This window comes from Ruegeria sp. AB10 (assembly GCF_056542745.1).
Window position 1 is genome coordinate 49133 of the sequence record NZ_JBQGAI010000001.1, and the last position, 22307, is coordinate 71439.

A 22307-nucleotide genomic window follows, 5' to 3' on the forward strand; every position below is an offset into this window, starting at 1 on the left:
TATGGCCGCTTTGGACCAGACCCAGGTAAAAGAAGGTGTCGATCAGGAAACCGTGGATGCGGTGCGCGAGGTTGGCACCTACAAATACGGCTGGGATACCGATATCGAGATGGAATATGCGCCCAAGGGCGTGAACCCGGATATCGTTCGCCTGATCTCTGAGAAAAACGAAGAGCCCGAGTGGATGACCGAATGGCGCCTGTCGGCCTTTGAGCGCTGGACCAAGATGGAAGAGCCGACATGGGCGATGGTGCATTACCCGCCGATCGACTTTCAGGACCAGTATTACTATGCCCGCCCGAAATCGATGGAGGAGAAGCCGAAGTCGCTGGACGAAGTCGACCCCAAGCTTCTGGCCACTTACGAAAAGCTGGGTATCCCACTGAAAGAACAGATGATTCTGGCAGGCGTCGAAGGGGCCGAAGACATGCCCGCAGAAGGCCGCAAGGTTGCTGTGGACGCGGTTTTCGACTCGGTATCCGTGGGTACGACCTTCAAGGACGAACTGGCCAAGCATGGCGTGATCTTCTGCTCGATCTCCGAGGCGATCAAGGATCACCCCGAGCTGGTGAAGAAGTATCTGGGCACCGTGGTTCCGGTATCGGATAACTTTTACGCCACGCTGAATTCGGCCGTGTTCTCGGACGGGTCCTTCGTCTACATCCCGCCGGGTGTCCGCTGCCCGATGGAACTGAGCACCTATTTCCGCATCAACGCGGAAAACACCGGCCAGTTCGAGCGCACGCTGATCATCGCCGACAAGGGCTCGTACGTGTCCTATCTGGAAGGCTGTACCGCGCCTCAGCGCGACACCGCGCAGTTGCACGCCGCCGTGGTTGAGATCATCGTCGAGGAAGACGCCGAGGTGAAATACTCGACCGTTCAGAACTGGTTCCCCGGGGATGAGAACGGCAAGGGCGGCATCTACAACTTTGTGACCAAGCGCGCCGATTGCCGGGGCGACCGGTCCAAGGTGATGTGGACGCAGGTGGAAACCGGTTCGGCCGTAACCTGGAAATACCCGTCCTGCATCCTGCGCGGCAATGAAAGCCAGGGTGAGTTCTACTCGATCGCGATCACAAACAACATGCAGCAGGCTGACACCGGCACCAAGATGGTTCACCTGGGCAAAAACACCAAGTCGCGCATCGTGTCCAAGGGGATCAGCGCGGGCAAGGCACAGAACACCTATCGCGGTCTGGTCTCGATGCATCCGAAAGCCAAGGACAGCCGCAACTATACCCAGTGTGACAGCTTGCTGATCGGTGACAAATGCGGGGCGCACACTGTTCCGTATATCGAGGTCAAGAACAACTCATCGCGCGTGGAACATGAGGCGACGACCTCCAAGGTGGACGACGATCAGCTGTTCTACTGCCGTCAGCGCGGCATGGACGAGGAAGAGGCCGTGGCGCTGGTCGTCAACGGGTTCTGCAAGGACGTACTGCAGGCGCTGCCGATGGAGTTCGCCATGGAAGCGCAGCAACTGGTGGCAATCTCGCTGGAAGGCTCTGTCGGTTGATGGCGCGGACACCCCGGAAAGGCATCCAAAGGGATGATGTGCTGACCTGGCTTGGATATGCATTGCCGGTTTTGGGCGGCCTGCTTGGGGTGGCCTACGTCAACATCTTCTACATGGACTTCATCAACCCGGTCTGGGCGGTCGGCATCGGGGCAATCCTTGGGTGGGTTGCTGCACGTCTGATCCGCAAAGTGCTGGGATAGGAATTTATCGGGGCCGGGGCGCCCCTTGCGATACGCAAAAGGACAAAACATGCTGGAAATCAAGAACCTGCACGTACAACTTGAAGAAGAAGACAAGCAGATCCTGAAAGGTGTGGACCTGACGGTTGAGGCTGGCAAGGTACACGCGATCATGGGGCCGAATGGCTCGGGCAAGTCGACGCTCAGCTATGTGCTGTCGGGTCGGGATGGCTATGAGGTCACCGAAGGTTCGGCCACTCTGGACGGCGAAGACCTGCTGGAGATGGAGCCGGAAGAGCGCGCCGCTGCAGGCGTCTTTCTGGCGTTCCAATACCCGGTCGAAATTCCGGGCGTCGGCAACATGACCTTCCTGCGGACCGCCGTGAATGCGCAGCGCAAAGCACGCGGGCAAGAGGAACTGTCCGCCGCTGAATTCCTGAAAGTCGTGCGCGAAAAAGCCAAATCGCTGAAAATCGACGCGGACATGCTCAAGCGCCCGGTCAATGTCGGTTTCTCGGGCGGTGAGAAAAAGCGCAACGAAATCCTGCAGATGGCCATGCTTGAGCCAAAGATGTGCATCCTGGACGAGACCGACTCGGGCCTCGACGTGGATGCGATGAAGCTGGTGTCCGAAGGCGTCAACGCGCTGCGCGACGAGGGCCGGGGCTTCCTGGTGATTACCCACTATCAGCGCCTGCTGGACCACATCAAACCCGACGTCGTCCACATCATGGCGGATGGTCGTATCGTGAAATCCGGCGGCCCCGAACTGGCGCTGGAGGTTGAACATAACGGTTACGCCGACATTCTGGCCGAGGTGAACTGATGGCTTTGCCGCAAGCAAAACAGACCGCTACCGAGGAACGGTTGGCCGCGCTGACCATGCCCGATGCCGGATGCACGCGTGCCGCGCGTGAAGATGCTCTGGCGCGTGTGTTGGAGATGGGCCTGCCCGGACGGCGCGACGAGTATTGGAAATACACGCGCCCCGACACTCTGATTTCGCCGGAAGCACCACATGCCGCGCTGTTCCACTCGGATGAGGCGATATTGTTCGGCGAGATCGACCGGTTGAAAATCGTCTTCATCGACGGTGTGTTCAGCGCCGAAGAATCGGATGATCTGGAGCTGGAAGGCGTCAATATCGAGCGGATCGAGGATATCTGCTGCAAGGATATTCACTGGGCCAAGGAACTGTACGGCGTTCTTGAGGCGCGCGGGCAATCGCCGGTGCAACGGCCTCTGGCAGCGCTGAACACGGCCTTTGCAGAAGATGGCGTCGCGATTCACGTCACCGGCAAACCGTCAAAGCCGATCAGCCTGATCTATCGCCATGCATCGGAAACGTCGGATGCCATGCTGCATCACATTGTCCGTGTCGAAAGCGGGGCCGAGGTGACGATTCTGGAAAACGGCCCGGCGGCGTCTCGGTTCAACAAGTGCATGGAGATCGACATCGCCGACAACGGCACGCTGCATCACGTGCGTGCGCAGGGTCGCGATCACGAGCGCCGGGCGATGACTCATATGTTTACCCGTCTGGGGCAGGAATCGACCTACAAGTCGTTTACCCTGACCGCAAATGGCGTTCTGACCCGCAACGAGCAGGTTGTCGAACTGACCGGTGACGATGCGGTGGCCCATGTGGCGGGTGCCTGTGTTGGCGACGGTGATTTTCACCATGACGATACCGTCTTCATCACCCACGACGCGGTGAATTGTGAAAGCCGCCAGGTGTTCAAGAAGGTTCTGCGCAACGGCGCGACCGGCGTATTCCAGGGCAAGATTCTTGTGAAGGAAGGCGCACAGAAAACCGACGGGTATCAGATCAGCCAGTCGCTGCTGCTGGACGACGACAGCCAATTCCTCGCCAAGCCCGAGCTTGAGATCTATGCCGATGACGTTGCGTGTTCGCACGGGTCGACCTCGGGCGCGATTGACGAGACTGCCCTGTTCTACCTGCGCTCGCGCGGGGTTCCGGTCAAGGACGCCACCAACATGCTGACGCTGGCCTTTCTGGCCGAGGCGGTGGACGAGATTGAAGACAGCGAGCTGGCCGATGCGATCGTGACCCGTTTGGAAGGCTGGCTGGCGCGGCGCAGCTGATGCCTGTCACATCGGATATCGTGGCCACGTACCGGGGGCCGGGGCGCGTGGTGCGCCGACTTCTGGATTTGGGTGAGCGTGAGGACAGGGCGCTGATCTTTGTCATGGGGTTCTGCGTGGTGGCTTTTATCGCGCAGCTTCCCAGTCTTGCCCGGCGCGCGCATTTGGAAGGGCTTGAGCTGAACATGCTGATGGGCGGGGCCTTGCTGGGCACTGTCATCATCCTGCCGCTGTTCTTCTACGCGCTGGCTTTTGTGTCTTATGGCGCTGCCCGTTTGGTCGGAGGTCGCGGAACAGCTTACGGAGCCCGTCTTGCATTGTTCTGGGCGCTGCTGTCATCGACCCCTCTGGTTCTGTTGAATGGTCTGGTCGCCGGGTTCATCGGACCGGGCCCGGCATTGACTCTGGTCGGCTTAATCTGGCTCGGGGTGTTTTTCTGGTTCTGGCTAGCCGGTCTCAGACAAGCGCAAAGGCAGGCAGAATGAATGTTGTGAATCTTGCTGTTCAAACTGTGATCAATCCGGCCGTGGTCGCCCGGCAGTTGCTGGATATCCGCCTCGGACGCGAAGTTCTTTGGTTGGCGTTTTTCCTGGCTGTTGTTCTGAGTTGCCTGGTGCAGGTCGGGATGCTTCAGTTTCTGCCGCTCCAAGAGGGGGAGCTGGCGCCAGTATCAGAGTCAGTTGCTCTTTACCTGATACGTTCGGCTGCCTTTTTACTTCTCAGCATTCTGGCGTTTTTGTTTGCGGGGCGCTTACTTGGCGGCGTCGCGACGTTTAATGGCATCATGACACTGATTGTCTGGCTGCAATACCTTCAGATCGTTGCGATGCTCATCACTCTCGTTCTGGCGATGGTCCTTCCTTTCTTGATGCTGATGTTTTCGCTCGCAACATTTGTTCTGAGCCTTTACGTCACGCTCCATTTCCTGAATGAAGCCCATAAATTCGGATCGCTCTGGAAATCCTTCGGGGTCATTTTGCTGGCTGGTGTGGTTGCAGTGCCCTTTGTCCTCGCATTGATGCCCAACGCTCCGGTATAGGGAAAGAAGACCATGTATGACGTACAAAAAATCCGCGCAGACTTTCCGATCCTGTCGCGCGAGGTGAACGGCAAGCCGCTGACCTATCTGGATAACGGGGCCTCGGCGCAAAAACCTCAGGTTGTTATCGATGCGGTGACGCGGGCTTATTCCGAGGAATACTCGAACGTTCACCGTGGCCTGCATTTCCTGTCGAACCTGGCGACCGAGAAATACGAGGCTGTCCGCGGCACCATCGCCCGCTTTCTGGGTGCGGCGGATGAGGATGAGATCGTCCTGAACTCGGGCACAACCGAGGGGATCAATCTGGTTGCTTACGGTTGGGCGATGCCCCGCCTGCAGGCGGGGGATGAGATCGTCCTCAGCGTCATGGAGCATCACGCCAACATCGTACCTTGGCATTTCCTGCGTGAACGTCAGGGCGTTGTCCTGAAATGGGTCGACGTGGATGCCGAGGGCGGTCTGGATCCGCAGGCCGTGATCGACGCGATTGGTCCTAAGACCAAGCTGGTCGCTGTGACCCAATGTTCAAACGTCCTGGGCACCGTGGTTGATGTAAAGGCCATCACGCAAGGCGCCCATGCCAAAGGCGTTCCCGTTCTGGTCGACGGCAGCCAGGGCGCCGTGCATATGCCGGTCAACGTGCAGGATATCGGCTGCGATTTCTATGCGATCACCGGGCATAAGCTGTATGGTCCGTCCGGCTCGGGTGCGATCTATATCAAATCCGAACGTATGGCCGAGATGCGCCCCTTTATCGGTGGCGGCGACATGATCAAAGAGGTCAGCAAGGATCAGGTGATCTACAACGACCCGCCGATGAAATTCGAGGCCGGGACGCCGGGGATTGTTCAGACCATCGGTCTTGGCGTGGCACTGGATTACATGATGGATTTGGGAATGGAGAACATCGCCGCGCACGAGGCCGGGATTCGTGACTATGCGATGCAGCGCCTGACGGGTCTGAACTGGGTGCAGGTGCAGGGCACTCGTGCCGACAAGGCGGCCATCTTCAGCTTTACGCTGGACGGGGCAGGGCATGCGCATGACGTGTCGACGATTCTGGACAAGAAAGGCGTCGCCGTGCGTGCAGGCCACCATTGTGCCGGACCGTTGATGGATTTCTACGGTGTGACCGCAACCTGCCGCGCCAGCTTTGGTCTGTATAACACCCAGGACGAGGTCGACACGCTGATCGATGCGCTGGAACTGGCGCATGATCTGTTCGCCTGAAACCTGACCGATCCGCGCAGATTTGCAGTTGCACCCGGATCGGAACAAGGTTAGCTAACGGCCAAGGCACCTGTAGCTCAGCTGGATAGAGCGCTGCCCTCCGAAGGTCATTAGTGCATAAAGCGCCTGAGTGACCTAAGTAATCTCTAACTTTTTGAAAATAAAAGTAAAATCGGCAGTGCGGGGCGCTATTCTGGGTGTTTTAGGGGTATCTAAAATTGCACAATAAGACACCCTCAGGTGTCCCCACTGCACACTGTTCCGCAAAATCTCGTCAACAAGTATACCCCTACTTTATGGCCAACCTGAAAATTTAGCACAACTTTGGGTGTCTGAACGAACACCCTATTGAAAGTTGCGACTAGCTGAGTTTTTGATCTTTTTGACCTATCAATAAGAGCTTTGTCGTCTCCAAGCTTGTTGCTATGGCGTCTAAGCAGCACACTAATTTTCCGTGAGGGAGATGCGCAGAAACGGCTTGTCATTGACCTACAACGTGATACTAACGCCATCGTGCTCGCGTAGCTCAGCTGGATAGAGTGTCGCCCTCCGAAGGCGAAGGTCACAGGTTCGAATCCTGTCGCGAGCGCCATACCCACATTTATGAATCTCCCCTTTTAGTCCAATGGGATATTGGGAAATTCTCCTTCGCCTATATACGAGATGTAATGCCCTTCAGGTGCTCCATCGGGTATACTCCAATGACGCCACAACATGGAGAGGTACTTCCCGAAGATGACAGGATCGAAGTCTTCATACACCTTGAGTGAACCGTCTGGCAAATACACCATTTCGTTCTCAGAGCGTATTCCAGTCTGGGTCATTCCAAATATTGGTGGGTCCCCATCAAACTGCGAGAGCAGATATCCGAATGACGCACATCTGCGCTTCTCTTTATAGAGAATGTGACCGGCTAGTTCTATGAATTGAACGGGGTGTAGCACATGCTCCGAATGAATTTGAGGGGAAGTATCTTTGTGCATCTCTTGCATTCCCCCGTCGAATACAACGACAAACCCTCTGTTTTGAATACGGACCGCCAGGCCGGCGCCGTTAACGCTTGTTATGAGGTCGAAGTTCTCCTGTTCGTTGTATTTGGTGTTAAACGAGTACACTGTTCCTGGAGTTTCAGATTGCTCACCCAGAAACTCCAAGCGATGCCGGACCTTCTGCAGCGAGAAGTGCAATAGGTCGAATCCGTCAAGGATTGAGCGAGGCCAAATCGTGCCAGCGCTGGGATCACTTCTTTTACGAAGTAGTTCTTTTTCTTTGTAAAGAATGCCGAAGAAGACCTTCGCACACCACAAATAGACAAGCCACTCTGGGATATCATTCAGTTCTCGACTTGGGTCCAATGCAATATTCTGAAAATCGCTTTCAAGCTTTGAAAGATGAGTGCCGTTGCAGCTTCGGCATGCAGGGATTTTCAATTGTCGATAGGGTAGCAGTGTTTGGTTTACGAGCGTCAGTTTCTTGTCCCAAAGATTCAAGCGGGACTGAAGCCAAGTGGGGAAGACATGCTCGGCGGTTCTATTCTCGCTGTGAAGATTCACGCCACATAGAAAGCAGTGGTCATTATCTGCTGGGTGCCAATCAGTCAAATTTTCAAATTCAATCATTTGTCCAACTACAATTAGTTATGGCCCGGGGTTCACTTGGACAGAGCGTTAAGTTTGCCTCAAGTTTTGCTTTTCAAGGCAGCTTATAGGGCAGTGCTCTATTCTAAAATTTCTGATCAGTCGGCGTGTCGAGGGCTGAATTCGTACACGATTATCCTTAAACTACAGCAATTTAGGGTGTCTCAGATCTGTTAAGTTATTTGTTTTCAGTTCCCCAAGGAGGAAATTGCCGCAAAAACTCGTCAAAATTCCGTCAAAAAACCAAGAAAATACACGTAAGGCATTGATAAAAAACACAAAAGAACAGCCCTCCGAAGGCAGAGGCCAGAGGTTCGAATCCTCTCAGGTGCGCCATTTTCCGTTTTTTGTTCGGCTCCGCGCAGTGCCCGCTGTGAAAGTTGTTTTCAGCAATCCCCGCCTTTTCCGGTGCCCTAAAAAACAAAGAGCGCCCAAGGGCGCTCGTCGTTTCGAAACTGTGTAGGGTGTTTAGCCGCCCCAGCTGCGGACTTCACCGCAATCCATATGCACGAAATTCGAGCGGGAGTATTTGCCCACGCCACCTGCGCGGCAGGACATGGCAGCCCTGGCCATCTGCGAGACTGAACGCGACGACAGACGCAAGTCGGCGGCCTGGCCTTTCATATGCAGCGAGTTCTTGGCAACCCGGCGCGAACGCGACCGCAGCATCGCGTTGGTCTGCGGCGAGCGGTAACCCGAAAGCAGCATGTACGGTTCGTTCACATCCAGAAGGTTGTGCGAGGCCGCCATGATGTCGATGGTGCGCAGGTCCATGTCCTTGACCTGATCGGTCCGCCAGTCGCGCATGAAATGGTTGATCTCTTTCACGGCATCTTTGATGTACTTGCCATCGACCCAATAGATCATGTCGATGCGTTCACCGGTGCGACCGGAATACATGCGGATGCGTCGGATGTCGCCGCCACCGCGAAGAAACCCTGCTGCATCGGAATAAGTCGGTGCCGCCACAACTGCCGTAGCTGCGAATGCGCCCAGAAGGGCACGCCGGGTCAAGCCCGATGTACTGCTCATCGTCATTTCAGTTTCGTCCCGTACTGTTCCTGCCTGCACACGATGTTACGCGCGCGTTCTTAATTTTTTTCCCATCCCAGATGCGGGATTTATGACACAGCCGCGAAAAACAGCCAAGAAGTCTTTCAAAATCACCTTTTCAAGGGGGAATTTTCGGCAGTTTTTTGCGCAGGTGGCACAATTATGTATAATCCAGAGGCATTTGGCGGCGCTATTCCGCCGGGCGATGCAAACACGCATCACGCTCTGACAGATGCGCCGCGGTGATACATTTGTGAATAGACAAGCTGCGCGGGACACAATCATAGTTGATCGGCACGCTCCCCAGCGGCGTAAAATAATGAATAATCAAGGCCATCCCATGTTCTCAGGTTTTCGGACGCGTACTGGTTTTATTTTAACGGCATGTTTTCTGGCTTCAGCATCGATCGCAGGCGCAGAAACCCGGCCGGCAACGGCTTATCAGATGGCTGTCGCAGAATTTGCCCCCTCGGGATCAGGGATTGCGGAATTCTATCGCGAAAACGGATTTGCACCGGTTTGGGTGGGGGAATCACCTGAACACATGGCGCGGCGGGCGCGGTTGATCCGAGCTTTGTCGGGTACCGACATGCATGGGCTGCCGCAGGGCTCTTTCAGCGCTCAGGCGCTCTTGGATCAGATGCGGAACGCCCGCACGACACGCGATCTTGGCGCGGTCGAGATCCAGTTGACCCGCGCTTTTGTAGAATACGCCCGAAACCTGCAATCCGGCGCGTTGCGGCCTTCTGCGATTGACGATGGCCTGGTACGCAAGGTCGAACGGACGCCGGCCAAGGAACACCTTCAGGGCCTTATCGCGGCGGAAAACGGCAGCTATTTCGATCAGCTTGCCCCGCAATCGGCGCAATACCGGGCGTTGATGAAACAGAAACTGGCGCTGGAAAGTCTCGTCCATCAAGGGGGCTGGGGACCAACGGTTCCGGTGTCCAAGCTGGAATACGGTGACACGGGGCCTGATGTGATCAAGCTGCGCAACCGTTTGGTTTCAATGGGTTATATGCGACCAACGGCCAGCCCGGAATTCGATGACGCCCTGTTGGGCGCGGTGCAGGCGTTTCAGACCGATCATGGCCTTGCGGCCGACGGCGTTGCCGGTCAGGGCACGATCACCGAGCTTAACCGCAGCGCCTCGGACCGGCTCAAGGCCGTCTATGTCGCACTTGAGCGCGAACGCTGGTTGCCGCGCGAACGGGGCGAGCGTCATATTCTGGTCAACCAGACCGATTTCTCGGCCAAGATCGTGGATGACGGTTCGATCACTTTTGAGACCCGCGCCGTGATCGGCAAGAACACTCATGACCGCCGCAGCCCCGAATTCTCGGACGAGATGGAGCATATGGTCATCAACCCCAGTTGGTATGTTCCGCGCTCGATCATCACCAAGGAATACCTGCCCAAGCTCAAGTCCAATCCGCACGCGGTCGGGCACATCCAGATTACCGACCGCAGCGGCCGTCAGGTCAATCGCGGTGCGGTGGATTTCACCCAGTTCAATGCGCGCAACTTTCCGTTTGCGATGCGTCAGGCACCCGGAACAAGCAATGCTCTGGGGTTGGTGAAGTTCATGTTCCCTAACAAGTACAACATCTATCTGCATGATACGCCTCAGAAAAGCCTGTTCGCGCGGGAGGTGCGGGCGTTCTCGCATGGCTGTATCCGTCTGGCGCAACCATTTGAGTTCGCCTATGCGCTGCTGGCCAAACAGGAAGAAAATCCAAAGGCGTTTTTCCACCGGGTGCTGAACACCGGCAAGGAAACCACAGTGCGGCTTGAGGAACACGTTCCGGTCCATATCATCTATCGTACGGCCTTTATCGGACCAAAGGGAAAGGTTCAGTATCGTCGGGATGTCTACGAGCGTGACCGGAAAATCTGGGAGGCTCTGCAGAAAGCAGGGGTGGCCCTGCCGGACGTTCAGGGGTAATCAGCGGGGCAGGTCCTTAAACCGGGAAGCCCGACATGCACTACACCATCCAGCAAATCGCTGACGCCCTTGGGGCGGAAAGCCAGGGTGACACCAGCCTGATTATCGAGCGCGCCGCCGAACCGGCGGATGCCGGGGCGTCCGATCTGGCGATGGCGATGTCTCCGAAATATGCCGAGGCGCTGAGCGGTGGGGCCGCGCAGGCTGCTGTCTTGTGGGAAGGGGCCGACTGGCAGGCGTTGGGTCTGAAAGCCGCGATCTTTGTGCCTCGTCCACGTATGGCGATGGCGGGGGTGACCGCGATGCTGGATCGCGGGCAGGGGGTTGAGCCGGGGATTCACCCCTCGGCTGTGATCGATCCGACGGCTGAAATCGGTGAGGGTGCCTCAATCGGACCGCTGGCTGTTGTCGGCGCGCGGGTGAAAATTGGCAAAGCTGCGGTGATTGGCCCCCATTGTGTAATCGGGATGGATGCGGTTCTGGGTGACCAAGCTATGCTGCGCGAGATGGTCAGCATCGGGGCGCGGGCGCAAATCGGGGACCGTTTCGTTGCCCAACCCGGCGCGCGGATCGGCGGTGACGGGTTCAGCTTTGTCACACCCGAAGTGTCCGGCGCTGAAAACGCGCGCAAGACGATGGGTGATCAGGGCGATGCACGGGCGCAAAGCTGGCTGCGTATTCATTCTCTGGGTGCGGTTGAGATTGGTGACGACGTTGAGGTTGGCGCCAATTGCACCGTCGACAATGGCACAATCCGCAATACCCGCATCGGCAATGGCTCAAAGCTGGATAACCTCGTGCATGTCGGCCACAACACCCGCGTTGGGCAGGATTGTCTGCTGTGCGGTCAAACCGGGGTGTCCGGTTCGGTCGAGATTGGTAACAACGTGGTTCTGGGCGGCCAGACCGGTGTGGTCGACAACATCTTTATCGGCAACGGCGTGATTGCGGGTGGCGGCACCAAGATTCTGTCCAACGTGCCTGCAGGCCGCGTGATCATGGGCTATCCGGGCATCAAGATGGAAACCCATACCGATATCTACAAAGCACAACGTCGTCTGCCCCGAATGGCGCGTGACGTCGAGGCGTTGAAAAAGGCTGTTTTCAAACAGCCTCCGAGTGATTAAATCATCCGCAACGGGATAATCAGAGGACCGACATGAGCATCACCGACCGCGTCATCGCAATCATTGCTGAGCAGGCCGTGCTGGAGCCTTCGGACGTCACACCCGAAAGCACGCTTGAGGATCTGGGAATCGACAGTCTGGGTCTGGTCGAGAGCATCTTTGCCATCGAGGAAGAGTTTGACATCTCAGTCCCGTTCAACGCCAACGAACCCGAGGCCAGCGACTTTGATATCTCGAATGTGGCGGCCATCATTGCCGGTATCGAAAAGCTCGTGTCGGAAAAGGTCTGACAAAGCCTCATGAAACGCGTTGTCATTACCGGCGCCGGGACGATCAACTCGCTGGGCCATTCCGTATCCGATACGCTTGAAGCCATGCGCGAAGGACGTTGTGGCATCTCAGAGCTTGAATTCCGCGACGTCGAGCGTCTTTCCATCAAGATCGGCGGTCAGGTCCGAGGGTTCGAGGCCGAAGGGCGGTTCAACCGCCAACAGATGAGCCTGTATGATCGGTTCACTCAATTCACCCTTACGGCCGCGAAAGAGGCGATCGATCAGTCCGGGATCAAATTCAACGGTGAGCTTGCCGCCCGGTCCGGTGTTGTTCTGGGCACCGCCGGAGGTGGCGTTTCGACCTGGGATGACAATTACCGGTCGGTCTACGAAGACGGAAAGAATCGGGTTCACCCGTTTGTCGTGCCCAAGCTGATGAACAACGCCGCTGCCAGCCATGTATCAATGGAGCACAACCTCAAAGGCCCGAGCTTTACCGTCTCGACCGCCTGTGCGTCGTCAAACCACGCGATGGCGCTGGCGTTCCAGATGGTGCGCAGCGGGGCAGCACCTGCGATGGTCACCGGCGGGTCGGAATCGATGCTGTGTTTTGGCGGCGTGAAGGCCTGGGAGGGGCTTCGGGTCATGTCCCGGGACGCCTGCCGCCCATTCAGCGCCAACCGTAACGGCATGGTTCAGGGCGAAGGTGCCGGTATCTTTGTCTTTGAGGAATATGAACACGCCCGTGCCCGGGGGGCCGATATCCTGTGCGAGATCGTAGGATTTGCCATGTCCTCGGACGCGTCAGATATCGTGATGCCCAGCAAACAGGGCGCGGCACGGGCGATGGCGGGTGCTTTGGCGGATGCGCGTCTGAGTGCGGATCAGGTGAGCTATATTAACGCGCATGGCACCGGCACGGCCGCGAATGACAAAACCGAATGCGCGGCGGTTGCGGATGTGTTCGGCCCGCACGCGGATGATCTGATGATCTCATCCACGAAATCCATGCACGGTCACCTGATCGGTGGAACCGGCGCGGTCGAACTGCTGGCCTGTATCATGGCATTGCGCGATGGCGTGATCGCCCCGACCATCGGCTACGAAGAGCCCGACCCGGAATGCGCGCTGGACGTGGTGCCCAATACCGCCCGCGAGGCAAAGGTCGAGGTGGCGCTGAGTAATGCGTTTGCCTTTGGGGGGCTCAACGCGGTACTGGCATTGAAGAAGGCATAAGGCCGGAGCAAAGCAATAGAAACGCCGCCGTAACAGAACGGCGGCGTTTTTTGTCTTGGCTTAGTTCTGGTTCGCGTTCAGCCCATCAAACCCGGCCGTGAAGCCCGACAGGGACATTTCCAGTTCCACCAGTTGATTGGGCGCATGGACCGAGACCATGGACAACTGTGCCTTGCTGCCAGCTTTCATCGCATCCACGTCGCCTTGGGTGAAACCCAGTTGGGCGATACAGCCGACCGGGGTGCAGGTTTGATAGTCATAGCGTTTGCCCGGTGCCCCATCGATCGAGAAGGCCAGCTGTGCCTGCAAAAGAATTTCCAGAGGCACGATGACAGTTGCGCCTGCAACGGCCGTGGTGCCCTCGGCAAGCTTTTCAATGGTGATTTCCGCGATGGGCTGACGCTGCGGGCCCAGCAGAATTTGCCGCAGGGCGCAGGGGTCATTGTCCGTGTCTGTATTGATGCAGGTGACGGACCAGTCTCCGGCCTTCTCCTTGACGTATTGTTGGCCAACACGAGGGCCGCTTTCACCGAGGTCCAGTTCGGTCCCCGTACTTGTCTGCGGCGTTTCGGCTGCGGGCTGGTTTTCCTGCGTCGTTTCCTGAGCGTAAACAGCCCCGCAGCACAGCACGGCGGCCACTACGTTGAAAGAGAGAAGTTTCTTGATCATGAATGCCTCGGCAGAGTGATTGAGTTTTTTTGCGTCTTACCACCCTTGGATCATGGTGTCAGGCTCTAAGCTGTGTAAACGGTCGGATATGATCGGTTTTTCGCCATTCCGCGGCATTTCCAGCCAATGCAAAAGGGAGCCGGTGGAGCGGCTCCCTTTCAAAAATGTTCTCCCCGTCGGACTGGCCGACTTAGTTATGCGCAGACGTTACGAAAGGCGGGCGCAGCGGTCAACTGCAAACCTGAAATTTTAACGGCAGAGACAGCTTTCCTTTAAAAAAAACCGCGCCCGAAGGCGCGGTCAGTCGACAGGGAGGAAGTTTGCCGCCGTGCACCATTCGCGATGAAGGCAGCGAATTGACTATCGCAGTCAAAGGTTAACTTTGTATGCTGGGGGCAGATCGGTGGAAATTAAGGCCTTACATACATGGAAAAAAACATCTTTCTGGGCGGCGCGGGTGACGATTACAGCCAGCCTCAATCCCTGACGCTGAAATATGCCAACCGGCACGGGTTGATCGCCGGTGCGACGGGCACGGGCAAAACCGTAACGTTGCAAATTCTGGCCGAGGGGTTTTCCGCAGCGGGCGTTCCGGTGTTCCTTTCCGACGTAAAAGGGGATCTGTCCGGTCTGGCCATGGCGGGAAGCGAAACCCACAAATTGCATCAGGCGTTTCAGGATCGCGCCACGCGCATCGGGTTTCAGGATTACGCCTATGCCGCGTGCCCGGTGACGTTCTGGGACTTGTTCGGTCAGCAAGGCCATCCGGTGCGCACGACCGTGACCGAGATGGGCCCGCTGCTGCTGTCGCGCCTTATGGACCTGAGCGAGGCGCAGGAAGGCATCCTGAACATCGCGTTCCGCGTGGCGGATGAAGAGGGAATGCCGTTGCTGGATCTCAAGGACCTGCAGGCCTTGCTGGTATGGATAGGCGAAAACCGGACTCAATTGTCCCTGCGTTACGGCAACGTCTCGACAGCGTCAATCGGGGCCATTCAACGGCGTCTTCTGGTATTGGAAAATCAGGGCGGCACCAACCTGTTCGGCGAACCCGCGCTGGAGCTTGCCGATCTGATGCGCACGGACGAGAACGGGCAGGGGATGGTGAACATTCTGGCCTCGGACAAGCTGATGGGATCTCCGCGCCTATATGCGACCTTTCTGCTGTGGTTGCTGAGCGAGCTGTTTGAAGAACTGCCCGAGGTCGGCGACCCGGACAAACCCAAGCTGGTCTTCTTCTTTGACGAAGCGCATCTGCTGTTCGAAGACGCGCCCAAGGTTCTGGTCGACAAGGTCGAGCAGGTCGCGCGTCTGATCCGGTCCAAAGGGGTTGGGGTCTACTTTATCTCGCAGAATCCGGCGGACATACCCGAGGATATTCTGGGGCAGCTTGGAAACCGTGTACAGCACGCGTTGCGCGCGTTCACCGCCAGGGATCGCAAGAACCTGCGTCTGGCCGCCGAAACTTATCGTGAGAACCCGGCCTTCGACACCGAAGCTGCAATTCGCGAGGTCGGTGTGGGCGAAGCAGTGACCTCGATGCTGCAGAAAAAAGGGGTGCCGGGTATCGTTGAACGTACCCTGATCCGCCCGCCCGGGTCGCAGCTTGGGCCAATCACTGAGGCCGAACGTCAGGAGGTCCTTACAGCCTCTCCGATGCAGTCGAAATACGGCGTGCTGAGGGATCGCAGGTCGGCGTTCGAGATCCTTCAGAGCCGCGCTGATGAGGCAGCCAAAGCTGCTGCCAAAGCGGAAGAGAAGGAAGAGACCCAGACCGTAGCAGAACGCGAATTCGCCACGGCCCGCCGGTATTCCGGTGGCCGCGTCGGGCGGTCTTCTTCCCGGGTGACGCGGAAGAAGGATACCTTTGCCACCGCCATGGGTGAGGCCGTCATCAAGGAACTCAAAGGCACCACCGGGCGCCGCATCGTCCGCGGTATTCTGGGCGGGCTGTTTCGAGGCCGATAAGCGCGTCGCGCCGTGCGGTGTGTCTGCCGCGCGGCGCCGATCCCGTTACTTCAGACGACGCTGGCCTTCTTGTCGGCAATAAGCGTCCGCCTCGGGCACCGACATCTTGTTGGCCGGGAAATCGATGGCGCGGTCCCAGGTGACCCGGTCATGACGGTACAGCTGACAGGTGACCACGCCCTTCGGGGTTTGAACCTTGACCGGCTCAGTCTCCAGATCTTCGGGCGATGGGATACATGCGGCCAGACTGGCGACTACCGGCAGCATGAGGATCTTGGGGATAAACGAAGTTTTCATGTGTCGTCTTCTTACTCTCGAGAGGTGGCCTGTAGTTTCAGCCTCGATTGACTAATTAAACGTGAAGGCGATCCGGCGAAGGTCCGGAACGTGCTCAACGATGATTTCGTCTATTCATGTTCGGTTCATGAATCAAGAAACCGCGCCGATTATGCGGCACGGTTTCGAATTTTCCCACAGGTACGATCTATTTCTCGGGAATCAGGCCCCTTGGGCTGAATCTGAGAACAATCAGCAGGATCAGCCCCATGGTCAGCAGGCGCATATGCGCGGCGCTTTCAATCAGATGTGCCTTGAGCGCACTGCCATCAGGCATACCCGAAGTGATCAGGTTCATAAGCCACAGGCCGATAGGTTCGACCTGAACCCAGAGGAACCAGATGACGAAGGCGCCCAGAACCGCTCCGAAATTGTTGCCCGAACCACCGACGATCACCATCACCCAGACAAGGAAGGTAAACCGCAGCGGCTGATAGGCGCTGGGGGTCAGCTGACCGTCCAGAGTGGTCATCATGGCACCCGCGATGCCGCATATGGCCGAGCCCAGAACGAAGATCTGCAAATGGCGGCGGGTGACGTCCTTGCCCATCGCCTCGGCCGCGACCTCGTTGTCGCGAATGGCACGCATCATGCGGCCCCACGGGCTGTTCAGAGCTTTCTGAGCCATCCACAGCAGCACCAGCAACACGATCAGAAACAGCAACGAATAGCCCAGCTTGACCGACAGGGTCGACGCCGTTACCGGATCCAGCCCCAGCCAATCAGCCCGTGCAACAAAGCCGGGATCGTTTTGCAGATCGACCTCGTAGCCCACCACCGGGGCAGGACGCGGGATTCCGTAGACGTTCTTGACGCCACGGGCCAACCAATCCTCGTTCTTCAAGATCGCGATGATAATCTCGGCAATACCCAGCGTTGCAATCGCCAGATAGTCCGAGCGCAGACCCAGAGCGGTCTTACCGATCAGCCAGGCGGCACCCGCAGCCAGCAGACCTCCGGCGGGCCAGGCCAGCAGCACCGGTAGGTTCAGGCCGCCGAGGTTGCCTGCGACCGCAGGTTCAATCGCCTCGACCGCTGCGGTGTTGGGATCAAGCACGGCGCGGTAGATAAAGAACCCCGCTATCAGAATGGCGATGATCGACAGAGTTCGTACCCGGCCTTTCGGCATCTTCTGCGCCACCAGCACGGTGGCCACGACTGTTGCGGCCCCCAGCAGCAAGGCCAGAACGATGCCGTACCCGCCCGCGGACCACGCTCCGGGCGTTGTCGGGGTGGAAACCAAAACGACCGCAAGCCCGCCCAGCGCGACAAAGCCCATGACGCCGACGTTGAACAGCCCGGCAAAGCCCCATTGCAGGTTCACCCCCAACGCCATGACGGCCGAGATCAGCCCCATATTCATGATCAGGATCGCGGCGTTCCAGCTTTGCGTGAACCCGGTCAGCAGAATCAGGCCGCCGACCACGGCGAAAAGCAGCGTGTTTTTGACAGGCTCGGTCATACCGCTTTCCCCTTAAACAGACCCGTAGGTTTGAACAGCAGCACGATCAGCAGGATCACAAAGCTGACCGCGAATTTGTAGTCGGTGGACAGGAACTGCACCAACCCCGATGGCTCCAGGCTTTCCGGCGCCAGATAGGTCAGCACTTTTTTCCAGGCATAGGTGATCGTCACCTCGGAAAAGGCGATGATGAAGCCGCCGGCGATGGCACCCAGAGGGCTGCCGAGGCCACCCACGATGGCCGAGGCAAAGATCGGCAGCAGAAGCTGGAAATAGACGAAAGGCTTGAAGCTTTTGTCCAGCCCGTACAGAACGCCCGCCGTGGTCGCCAAAGCGGCGACAATGATCCAGGTGATCATCACCACGCGTTCAGGGTTGATCCCCGACAGCAACGCCAGATCCTCGTTATCCGAATAGGCGCGCATCGACTTGCCGGTGCGGGTCTTGTTCAGGAACCAGAACAGTAGCGCCACGGCGACAACGGCCACGATGACGGTAATGCCCTGTGAGGTCTTGATCGCCAGCCCTTCACGCAGCCCGGTCATCTCGCGGAAATCCCGCGCGGACACGATGAACCGCGCTCCGTCCGAGAACCTTTGGTCATCCGGCCCGATGATGAACCGCACGAGGCCGTTCATGATGAACATTACACCCATCGAGACAATCACAAGAATGACCGGTTTGGCCTTTTGTTCCCGATAGAAGCGATAAACCAGCCGGTCGGTGATCAGCACCAGAACGATGCAGCCCAGAATGGCAAAGGGCAGGGCCAGCAGAGCGGTCGGCAACGGCCCAAAACTAACCCCGGCGGCCTGCAGGCCCCACGTGACCAGCACAGCGATCATCGCGCCAAAGGCCATCGTATCGCCATGGGCAAAGTTCGAGAACCGCAGGATGCCATAGATCAGCGTCACCCCCAGAGCGCCCAGCGCCAACTGGCTGCCATAGGCGATTGCGGGAACAAGAACGAAGTTGGAGAGCGCCACAAGGGCGTTGAGGAAGTCCATTACTCTATGACCTCACAAGTGCCAAAGTGGGTTGTTGTCAGGAAAGTTCTGACATTCTGAGTTGTCAGCGATGCTGGCCCACCATTAAGCGAGACAACAAACGATGAACGCCACTCAGAGCCTTCGCCGGAAGCTCCAATACCCCAGAAATGGTCCGTATTACCTACACCTTCGAGATCGTAGAGATTTCCGTCCAAGAAAAGCAACGCGTTTGAAGCAACAATTTCGCCAGATGAAACCTCGTTAAGCTTTTGGTCTAATGCGGTCGCGTAGACGATAAGCTCACCTTCGATGCTTACTGCTTCGCAGGAATCGTCCAGACATTTGGTTGGCATTTCGCATTGGAGTTCGATCGCGCCCGCTTTCAACAGCTTTGGGCGCAGTTTTTCGGAGTAGAAGTCCTTCAGTCCGCCTTCTGCACTGGAAACGCATGGAAGAAAAATAAGTGATAACAGGATAATAACTGCTTTTCGCATCTTCACCCCCCCAAGAAACTTTTACGCACTTCGGGATCGGCCAGCAGTTCCTTGCCCGTGCCGGTATAGGCGTTCCGCCCCTGAACCAGCACATATCCCTTGTCCGCAATCTCCAGCGCCTGACGGGCGTTCTGTTCAACCATCAGGATCGGTAGGCCGGTGCGCGAGACTTCGATGATCCGGTCGAACAGCTCATCCATCACGATGGGCGAGACACCGGCGGTGGGTTCGTCCAGCATCAGCACCTTGGGCTGGGTCATCAGCGCCCGGCCCACGGCGACCTGTTGGCGTTGACCGCCCGACAGCTCTCCGGCGGCTTGGTTGCGCTTGTCGCGCAGGATTGGGAACAGGTCATAGACCTGCTCCATCGTCTGGCTGATGTCGTCGCGGCGGATGAAGGCGCCCATTTCCAGGTTCTCCTCCACCGTCATCGAGGTGAAGATGTTCGAGGTCTGCGGCACAAAGCCCATCCCCCTGATCACCCGGTCCTGCGGCGAGAGTTTGGTGATATCCTCGCCATCCAGCCGCACCGATCCGGCGCGAACGTCCAGCATTCCAAACACGGCCTTCATCGCCGTGGATTTACCGGCACCGTTGGGGCCGACGATCACCGCAATTTCACCCTTGTCGACGGCAATGGTGCAGTCGTGCAGGATATCCGGTCCCTTGCCATAACCACCGGTCATAGTGTCGCCGATCAGGAACGGACCGCCGCCGACATAGTGCGTTTCACCGCTGGTCTGGTGGGCCGGAACCATGGTGCCCGCACCATGCGGATTTGTAATCGAGGCGTCCTTGTTGCCCTTGTCGTCCTGATAAGGATTGTCGCTCACGCTCCGGCCTCCAGCTTGTCTTTGTTCTTCAGGCCGGTGCCCAGATAAGCCTCGATCACGTGCTCGTTGGCCTTGATCTCGTCCAGAGTGCCCTCGGCCAGAACCTTGCCCTCGGCCATGCAGATGACCGGGTCGCAAATCTTGCCGATGAAATCCATGTCGTGCTCGATGACCACGAAAGTATAGCCGCGCTCTTTGTTCAGACGCAGGATCGTGTCGCCGATGGTCATCAGCAGGGTGCGGTTCACGCCCGCGCCAACCTCATCCAGAAATACGATCTTGGCGTCGACCATCATGGTGCGGCCAAGCTCCAGCAGTTTCTTCTGCCCGCCCGAGACCTGACCGGCCTTGTGATCGGCCAGATGTTCGATGGTCAGGAACTCAAGCACCTCGTCGGCCTTGGCGCGCAGGGCGCGTTCTTCGTCGGCGATGCGCTTGCGGCCGAACCACGTGTTCCACAATGCCTCGCCCGATTGAGCGCCAGGGACCATCATCAGGTTCTCGCGGCAGGTCATCGACGAGAACTCATGCGCGATCTGGAACGTGCGCAGCAAGCCCTTGTGAAACAGCTCATGCGGGGGCAGGCCGGTGATATCCTCACCATCCATATGGACCTTGCCGCTGGTCGGAGGCAGAACGCCCGCGATCACGTTGAACAGGGTGGTTTTGCCTGCACCGTTTGGTCCGATAAGGCCGGTGATCGAGCCCTTTTCAATCTTTAACGAAGCGCCATCCACCGCGTGGAAGCCGCTAAAATGCTTGTGCACGTCTTCTACGACGATCATGGTTTTCCCTTGTCTTTTCCCCGAAAACAGAGGTGCCGCCTTTTGTCACTGAAACAGCCCGGACACAAGGCCCGGGCTGTTCCGTTCGGTCTGAATTGACGCTTGATTAACGGTAATTAACCGTCTTCATCTCACCGTCGATAACCTCGATCTCACGATAGGCGCCGGCGCTTTCACCGGGGCCGATCAGCTCAACGCCCGACGCACCGACATAGTCGATGTCCTGACCGGCGGCGAGCAGTTCCAGACCTTTGGCCAGTTCGCCCGGATAGATTTTCTCACCCGGTTCGTTGGCGACGTCCATGATCTTGCTGCCGTAGTCGGCGGGGTTGCTGGAACCCGCGGCCTGCATGGCCAGCAGGAACAGCGCTGCGGCGTCGTAGGATTCGGGAACAAAGATCGACGAGCCGTCAAAGCCCTCGCCCTCGGCCATTGCAAAGAACGAATCCGCAGCCTCGCTTTTCGAACCCGGCGCCTGACCGTAGGAACCATTCAGATCCGGGCCGACGTTTTCGGGCAGCGAGTCACCGATCATGCCGCCCGGCAGGCCGAACGTGTCGAACGCGCCGCTGTCCAGCGAGGATTGGATGATGCCCAGACCACCCTGGTCCAGATAACCGGCCACGACCAGAATGTCGCCGCCAGCCGATGCCAGGGCGCCAACTTCGGCCGAGTAGTCGGCCTTGCCGTCTTCGTGCGCCGCTACGATGGTGACTTCACCGCCCAGCGACTCGAACGAGGATTTGATCGCTTCGGACAGACCCTTGCCGTAGTCGTTGTTGGTATAGGTTAGAGCGATCGAGTTGACGCCACGCTCTTTCAGGATGTCGGCCATGATCTCACCTTCGCGCGCGTCAGACGGCGAGGTGCGGAAGAACAGGTCGTTGTCTTCCATGACAGACAGACCGGGCGAGGTCGCCGACGGTGAAATCATCACCATGCCGTTCGGAACGGCAACGTTCTGCAGGATCGCGCCGGTCACGCCCGAGCAGTCCCCGCCGACAAGGCCGTTGATGCCTTCGGCAACCAGGCGTTCAGCGTTGGCAGTGGCCAGCGCGTTGTCGGCGCAGCCGGTGTCGGCACGTACCGGGGTCACGGTCGATCCGTCCAGCAGCTTGCCCGACTCCGAGACTTCTTTCATGGCCAATTCCGCACCGGCGGCCATTGCAGGCGACAGCGATTCAATCGGGCCGGTGAAACCGAACATAATGCCCAGTTTGACGTCTTCGGCCATGGCGGTGCCGGCCAGCAATGCGGTTGCTGCGGTTGCAGTAAGCAGCTTTTTCATGTGGTTACTCCCAAGTTGGAACGTGTTCGTTCTGCGCATGACCCTAGGCAAGCTGTCCGGAAAAGAAAAGTCCTCACGAAGATGTGTCATTGCCACCTATAGTTCTGCTAGTTTTTTTGGGTGTATCCCGT

At 57.7% G+C, this 22307-nt stretch carries 22 protein-coding genes and 1 tRNA gene; 13 read left to right on the forward strand and 10 right to left on the reverse strand.

Features of this window, described 5'->3' with window-relative positions:
* Window position 1: 1 nt before the first annotated feature.
* The 8 genes from sufB to ACR0NT_RS00260 all read left to right on the forward strand — a co-directional run bounded on the left by sufB (window position 2) and on the right by ACR0NT_RS00260 (window position 6674).
* Complete coding sequence (sufB, locus tag ACR0NT_RS00225) at window positions 2-1522, forward strand: Fe-S cluster assembly protein SufB (RefSeq protein WP_170671516.1); 1521 nt, start codon at window positions 2-4, stop codon at window positions 1520-1522.
* Entirely contained in the window at window positions 1522-1725 is a 204-nt protein-coding gene (locus ACR0NT_RS00230; RefSeq protein ID WP_170671514.1) for a hypothetical protein, read from the forward strand. Before sufB ends, ACR0NT_RS00230 begins: the two co-directional genes overlap by 1 nt.
* A 49-nt stretch (window positions 1726-1774) precedes the next feature.
* Window positions 1775-2530, forward strand: coding sequence for a Fe-S cluster assembly ATPase SufC (gene sufC / locus ACR0NT_RS00235; RefSeq protein ID WP_170671512.1), 756 nt, complete (start codon window positions 1775-1777; stop codon window positions 2528-2530).
* A complete protein-coding gene (gene sufD / locus ACR0NT_RS00240; RefSeq protein WP_170671510.1) occupies window positions 2530-3810 on the forward strand; it encodes a Fe-S cluster assembly protein SufD in 1281 nt (426 codons plus the stop codon). Before sufC ends, sufD begins: the two co-directional genes overlap by 1 nt.
* On the forward strand, window positions 3810-4295 hold the full coding sequence (locus ACR0NT_RS00245) for a YIP1 family protein (protein ID WP_170442818.1): 486 nt from the start codon (window positions 3810-3812) through the stop codon (window positions 4293-4295). The genes sufD and ACR0NT_RS00245 overlap by 1 nt, the downstream gene beginning before the upstream one ends.
* On the forward strand, window positions 4292-4849 hold the full coding sequence (locus tag ACR0NT_RS00250) for a Yip1 family protein (RefSeq protein WP_170442816.1): 558 nt from the start codon (window positions 4292-4294) through the stop codon (window positions 4847-4849). Before ACR0NT_RS00245 ends, ACR0NT_RS00250 begins: the two co-directional genes overlap by 4 nt.
* Before the next feature lie 12 nt (window positions 4850-4861).
* Entirely contained in the window at window positions 4862-6082 is a 1221-nt protein-coding gene (locus ACR0NT_RS00255) for a cysteine desulfurase (protein ID WP_170442814.1), read from the forward strand.
* A gap of 515 nt (window positions 6083-6597) precedes the next feature.
* Window positions 6598-6674, forward strand: a tRNA-Arg gene (locus ACR0NT_RS00260).
* Window positions 6675-6699: 25 nt separating this feature from the next.
* Here the strand turns inward: ACR0NT_RS00260 and ACR0NT_RS00265 are convergent.
* Window positions 6700-7701, reverse strand: coding sequence for a hypothetical protein (locus tag ACR0NT_RS00265; protein ID WP_170442811.1), 1002 nt, complete (start codon window positions 7699-7701; stop codon window positions 6700-6702).
* A 486-nt stretch (window positions 7702-8187) separates the two neighbouring features.
* Complete coding sequence (mepK, locus tag ACR0NT_RS00270) at window positions 8188-8757, reverse strand: peptidoglycan L,D-endopeptidase MepK (RefSeq protein WP_170671508.1); 570 nt, start codon at window positions 8755-8757, stop codon at window positions 8188-8190.
* Between the two features lie 355 nt (window positions 8758-9112).
* Between mepK and ACR0NT_RS00275 the strand changes: the two genes are divergently transcribed.
* From ACR0NT_RS00275 to ACR0NT_RS00290, 4 genes are read left to right on the forward strand one after another with little or no spacing between them, the layout of a single operon-like run.
* Window positions 9113-10717, forward strand: a complete 1605-nt coding sequence (locus ACR0NT_RS00275) for a L,D-transpeptidase scaffold domain-containing protein (protein ID WP_170671506.1) — start codon at window positions 9113-9115, stop codon at window positions 10715-10717.
* A gap of 35 nt (window positions 10718-10752) precedes the next feature.
* On the forward strand, window positions 10753-11844 hold the full coding sequence (lpxD, locus tag ACR0NT_RS00280; RefSeq protein WP_170442805.1) for a UDP-3-O-(3-hydroxymyristoyl)glucosamine N-acyltransferase: 1092 nt from the start codon (window positions 10753-10755) through the stop codon (window positions 11842-11844).
* 32 nt (window positions 11845-11876) lie between these two features.
* On the forward strand, window positions 11877-12134 hold the full coding sequence (locus ACR0NT_RS00285; protein ID WP_170324939.1) for an acyl carrier protein: 258 nt from the start codon (window positions 11877-11879) through the stop codon (window positions 12132-12134).
* A 9-nt stretch (window positions 12135-12143) separates the two neighbouring features.
* Window positions 12144-13352 (forward strand): beta-ketoacyl-[acyl-carrier-protein] synthase family protein, encoded by a 1209-nt coding sequence (locus ACR0NT_RS00290; protein WP_170671504.1) that lies wholly within the window; start codon window positions 12144-12146, stop codon window positions 13350-13352.
* Between the two features lie 60 nt (window positions 13353-13412).
* Here the strand turns inward: ACR0NT_RS00290 and ACR0NT_RS00295 are convergent, their stop codons facing one another.
* On the reverse strand, window positions 13413-14021 hold the full coding sequence (locus tag ACR0NT_RS00295) for an invasion associated locus B family protein (RefSeq protein ID WP_170671502.1): 609 nt from the start codon (window positions 14019-14021) through the stop codon (window positions 13413-13415).
* A 426-nt stretch (window positions 14022-14447) separates the two neighbouring features.
* Here ACR0NT_RS00295 and ACR0NT_RS00300 point away from each other — a divergent pair, with 426 nt between their 5' ends.
* Window positions 14448-15989, forward strand: a complete 1542-nt coding sequence (locus tag ACR0NT_RS00300; protein ID WP_170671500.1) for a helicase HerA-like domain-containing protein — start codon at window positions 14448-14450, stop codon at window positions 15987-15989.
* A gap of 45 nt (window positions 15990-16034) precedes the next feature.
* On the opposite strand, the gene ACR0NT_RS00305 is transcribed toward ACR0NT_RS00300, so the two are convergent.
* The 7 genes from ACR0NT_RS00305 to ACR0NT_RS00335 all read right to left on the reverse strand — a co-directional run bounded on the left by ACR0NT_RS00305 (window position 16035) and on the right by ACR0NT_RS00335 (window position 22176).
* Window positions 16035-16286, reverse strand: a complete 252-nt coding sequence (locus tag ACR0NT_RS00305; protein WP_170442796.1) for a hypothetical protein — start codon at window positions 16284-16286, stop codon at window positions 16035-16037.
* A gap of 187 nt (window positions 16287-16473) precedes the next feature.
* Window positions 16474-17787: a branched-chain amino acid ABC transporter permease gene (locus ACR0NT_RS00310; RefSeq protein WP_170671498.1), complete on the reverse strand. Its 1314-nt coding sequence runs from the start codon at window positions 17785-17787 to the stop codon at window positions 16474-16476.
* On the reverse strand, window positions 17784-18794 hold the full coding sequence (locus tag ACR0NT_RS00315) for a branched-chain amino acid ABC transporter permease (RefSeq protein WP_170442791.1): 1011 nt from the start codon (window positions 18792-18794) through the stop codon (window positions 17784-17786). Before ACR0NT_RS00315 ends, ACR0NT_RS00310 begins: the two co-directional genes overlap by 4 nt.
* Window positions 18794-19270: a hypothetical protein gene (locus ACR0NT_RS00320; protein WP_170671496.1), complete on the reverse strand. Its 477-nt coding sequence runs from the start codon at window positions 19268-19270 to the stop codon at window positions 18794-18796. Before ACR0NT_RS00320 ends, ACR0NT_RS00315 begins: the two co-directional genes overlap by 1 nt.
* Window positions 19271-19272: 2 nt before the next feature.
* Window positions 19273-20103: an ABC transporter ATP-binding protein gene (locus tag ACR0NT_RS00325; protein ID WP_170671494.1), complete on the reverse strand. Its 831-nt coding sequence runs from the start codon at window positions 20101-20103 to the stop codon at window positions 19273-19275.
* On the reverse strand, window positions 20100-20888 hold the full coding sequence (locus ACR0NT_RS00330; protein ID WP_170671492.1) for an ABC transporter ATP-binding protein: 789 nt from the start codon (window positions 20886-20888) through the stop codon (window positions 20100-20102). Before ACR0NT_RS00330 ends, ACR0NT_RS00325 begins: the two co-directional genes overlap by 4 nt.
* 106 nt (window positions 20889-20994) lie before the next feature.
* Window positions 20995-22176 carry an ABC transporter substrate-binding protein gene (locus tag ACR0NT_RS00335; RefSeq protein WP_170442784.1) on the reverse strand — a complete coding sequence of 394 codons (1182 nt, stop codon included), beginning with the start codon at window positions 22174-22176 and terminating at the stop codon, window positions 20995-20997.
* Window positions 22177-22307: the final 131 nt, after the last annotated feature.

Bases quoted from the DNA above. Each gene is read 5' to 3' on its own strand.
- ACR0NT_RS00255 (WP_170442814.1), top strand. From the start codon at position 4,862: ATGTATGACGTACAAAAAATCCGCGCAGACTTTCCGATCCTGTCGCGC.
- ACR0NT_RS00230 (WP_170671514.1), top strand. From the start codon at position 1,522: ATGGCGCGGACACCCCGGAAAGGCATCCAAAGGGATGATGTGCTGACC.
- ACR0NT_RS00285 (WP_170324939.1), top strand. From the start codon at position 11,877: ATGAGCATCACCGACCGCGTCATCGCAATCATTGCTGAGCAGGCCGTG.
- lpxD (WP_170442805.1), top strand. From the start codon at position 10,753: ATGCACTACACCATCCAGCAAATCGCTGACGCCCTTGGGGCGGAAAGC.
- ACR0NT_RS00330 (WP_170671492.1), bottom strand. From the start codon at position 20,888: ATGATCGTCGTAGAAGACGTGCACAAGCATTTTAGCGGCTTCCACGCG.
- ACR0NT_RS00335 (WP_170442784.1), bottom strand. From the start codon at position 22,176: ATGAAAAAGCTGCTTACTGCAACCGCAGCAACCGCATTGCTGGCCGGC.
- sufC (WP_170671512.1), top strand. From the start codon at position 1,775: ATGCTGGAAATCAAGAACCTGCACGTACAACTTGAAGAAGAAGACAAG.
- ACR0NT_RS00250 (WP_170442816.1), top strand. From the start codon at position 4,292: ATGAATGTTGTGAATCTTGCTGTTCAAACTGTGATCAATCCGGCCGTG.
- ACR0NT_RS00295 (WP_170671502.1), bottom strand. From the start codon at position 14,021: ATGATCAAGAAACTTCTCTCTTTCAACGTAGTGGCCGCCGTGCTGTGC.
- ACR0NT_RS00275 (WP_170671506.1), top strand. From the start codon at position 9,113: ATGTTCTCAGGTTTTCGGACGCGTACTGGTTTTATTTTAACGGCATGT.
- ACR0NT_RS00245 (WP_170442818.1), top strand. From the start codon at position 3,810: ATGCCTGTCACATCGGATATCGTGGCCACGTACCGGGGGCCGGGGCGC.
- ACR0NT_RS00265 (WP_170442811.1), bottom strand. From the start codon at position 7,701: ATGATTGAATTTGAAAATTTGACTGATTGGCACCCAGCAGATAATGAC.
- ACR0NT_RS00310 (WP_170671498.1), bottom strand. From the start codon at position 17,787: ATGACCGAGCCTGTCAAAAACACGCTGCTTTTCGCCGTGGTCGGCGGC.
- ACR0NT_RS00300 (WP_170671500.1), top strand. From the start codon at position 14,448: ATGGAAAAAAACATCTTTCTGGGCGGCGCGGGTGACGATTACAGCCAG.
- sufD (WP_170671510.1), top strand. From the start codon at position 2,530: ATGGCTTTGCCGCAAGCAAAACAGACCGCTACCGAGGAACGGTTGGCC.
- ACR0NT_RS00290 (WP_170671504.1), top strand. From the start codon at position 12,144: ATGAAACGCGTTGTCATTACCGGCGCCGGGACGATCAACTCGCTGGGC.
- ACR0NT_RS00320 (WP_170671496.1), bottom strand. From the start codon at position 19,270: ATGCGAAAAGCAGTTATTATCCTGTTATCACTTATTTTTCTTCCATGC.
- ACR0NT_RS00315 (WP_170442791.1), bottom strand. From the start codon at position 18,794: ATGGACTTCCTCAACGCCCTTGTGGCGCTCTCCAACTTCGTTCTTGTT.
- ACR0NT_RS00305 (WP_170442796.1), bottom strand. From the start codon at position 16,286: ATGAAAACTTCGTTTATCCCCAAGATCCTCATGCTGCCGGTAGTCGCC.
- mepK (WP_170671508.1), bottom strand. From the start codon at position 8,757: ATGACGATGAGCAGTACATCGGGCTTGACCCGGCGTGCCCTTCTGGGC.
- sufB (WP_170671516.1), top strand. From the start codon at position 2: ATGGCCGCTTTGGACCAGACCCAGGTAAAAGAAGGTGTCGATCAGGAA.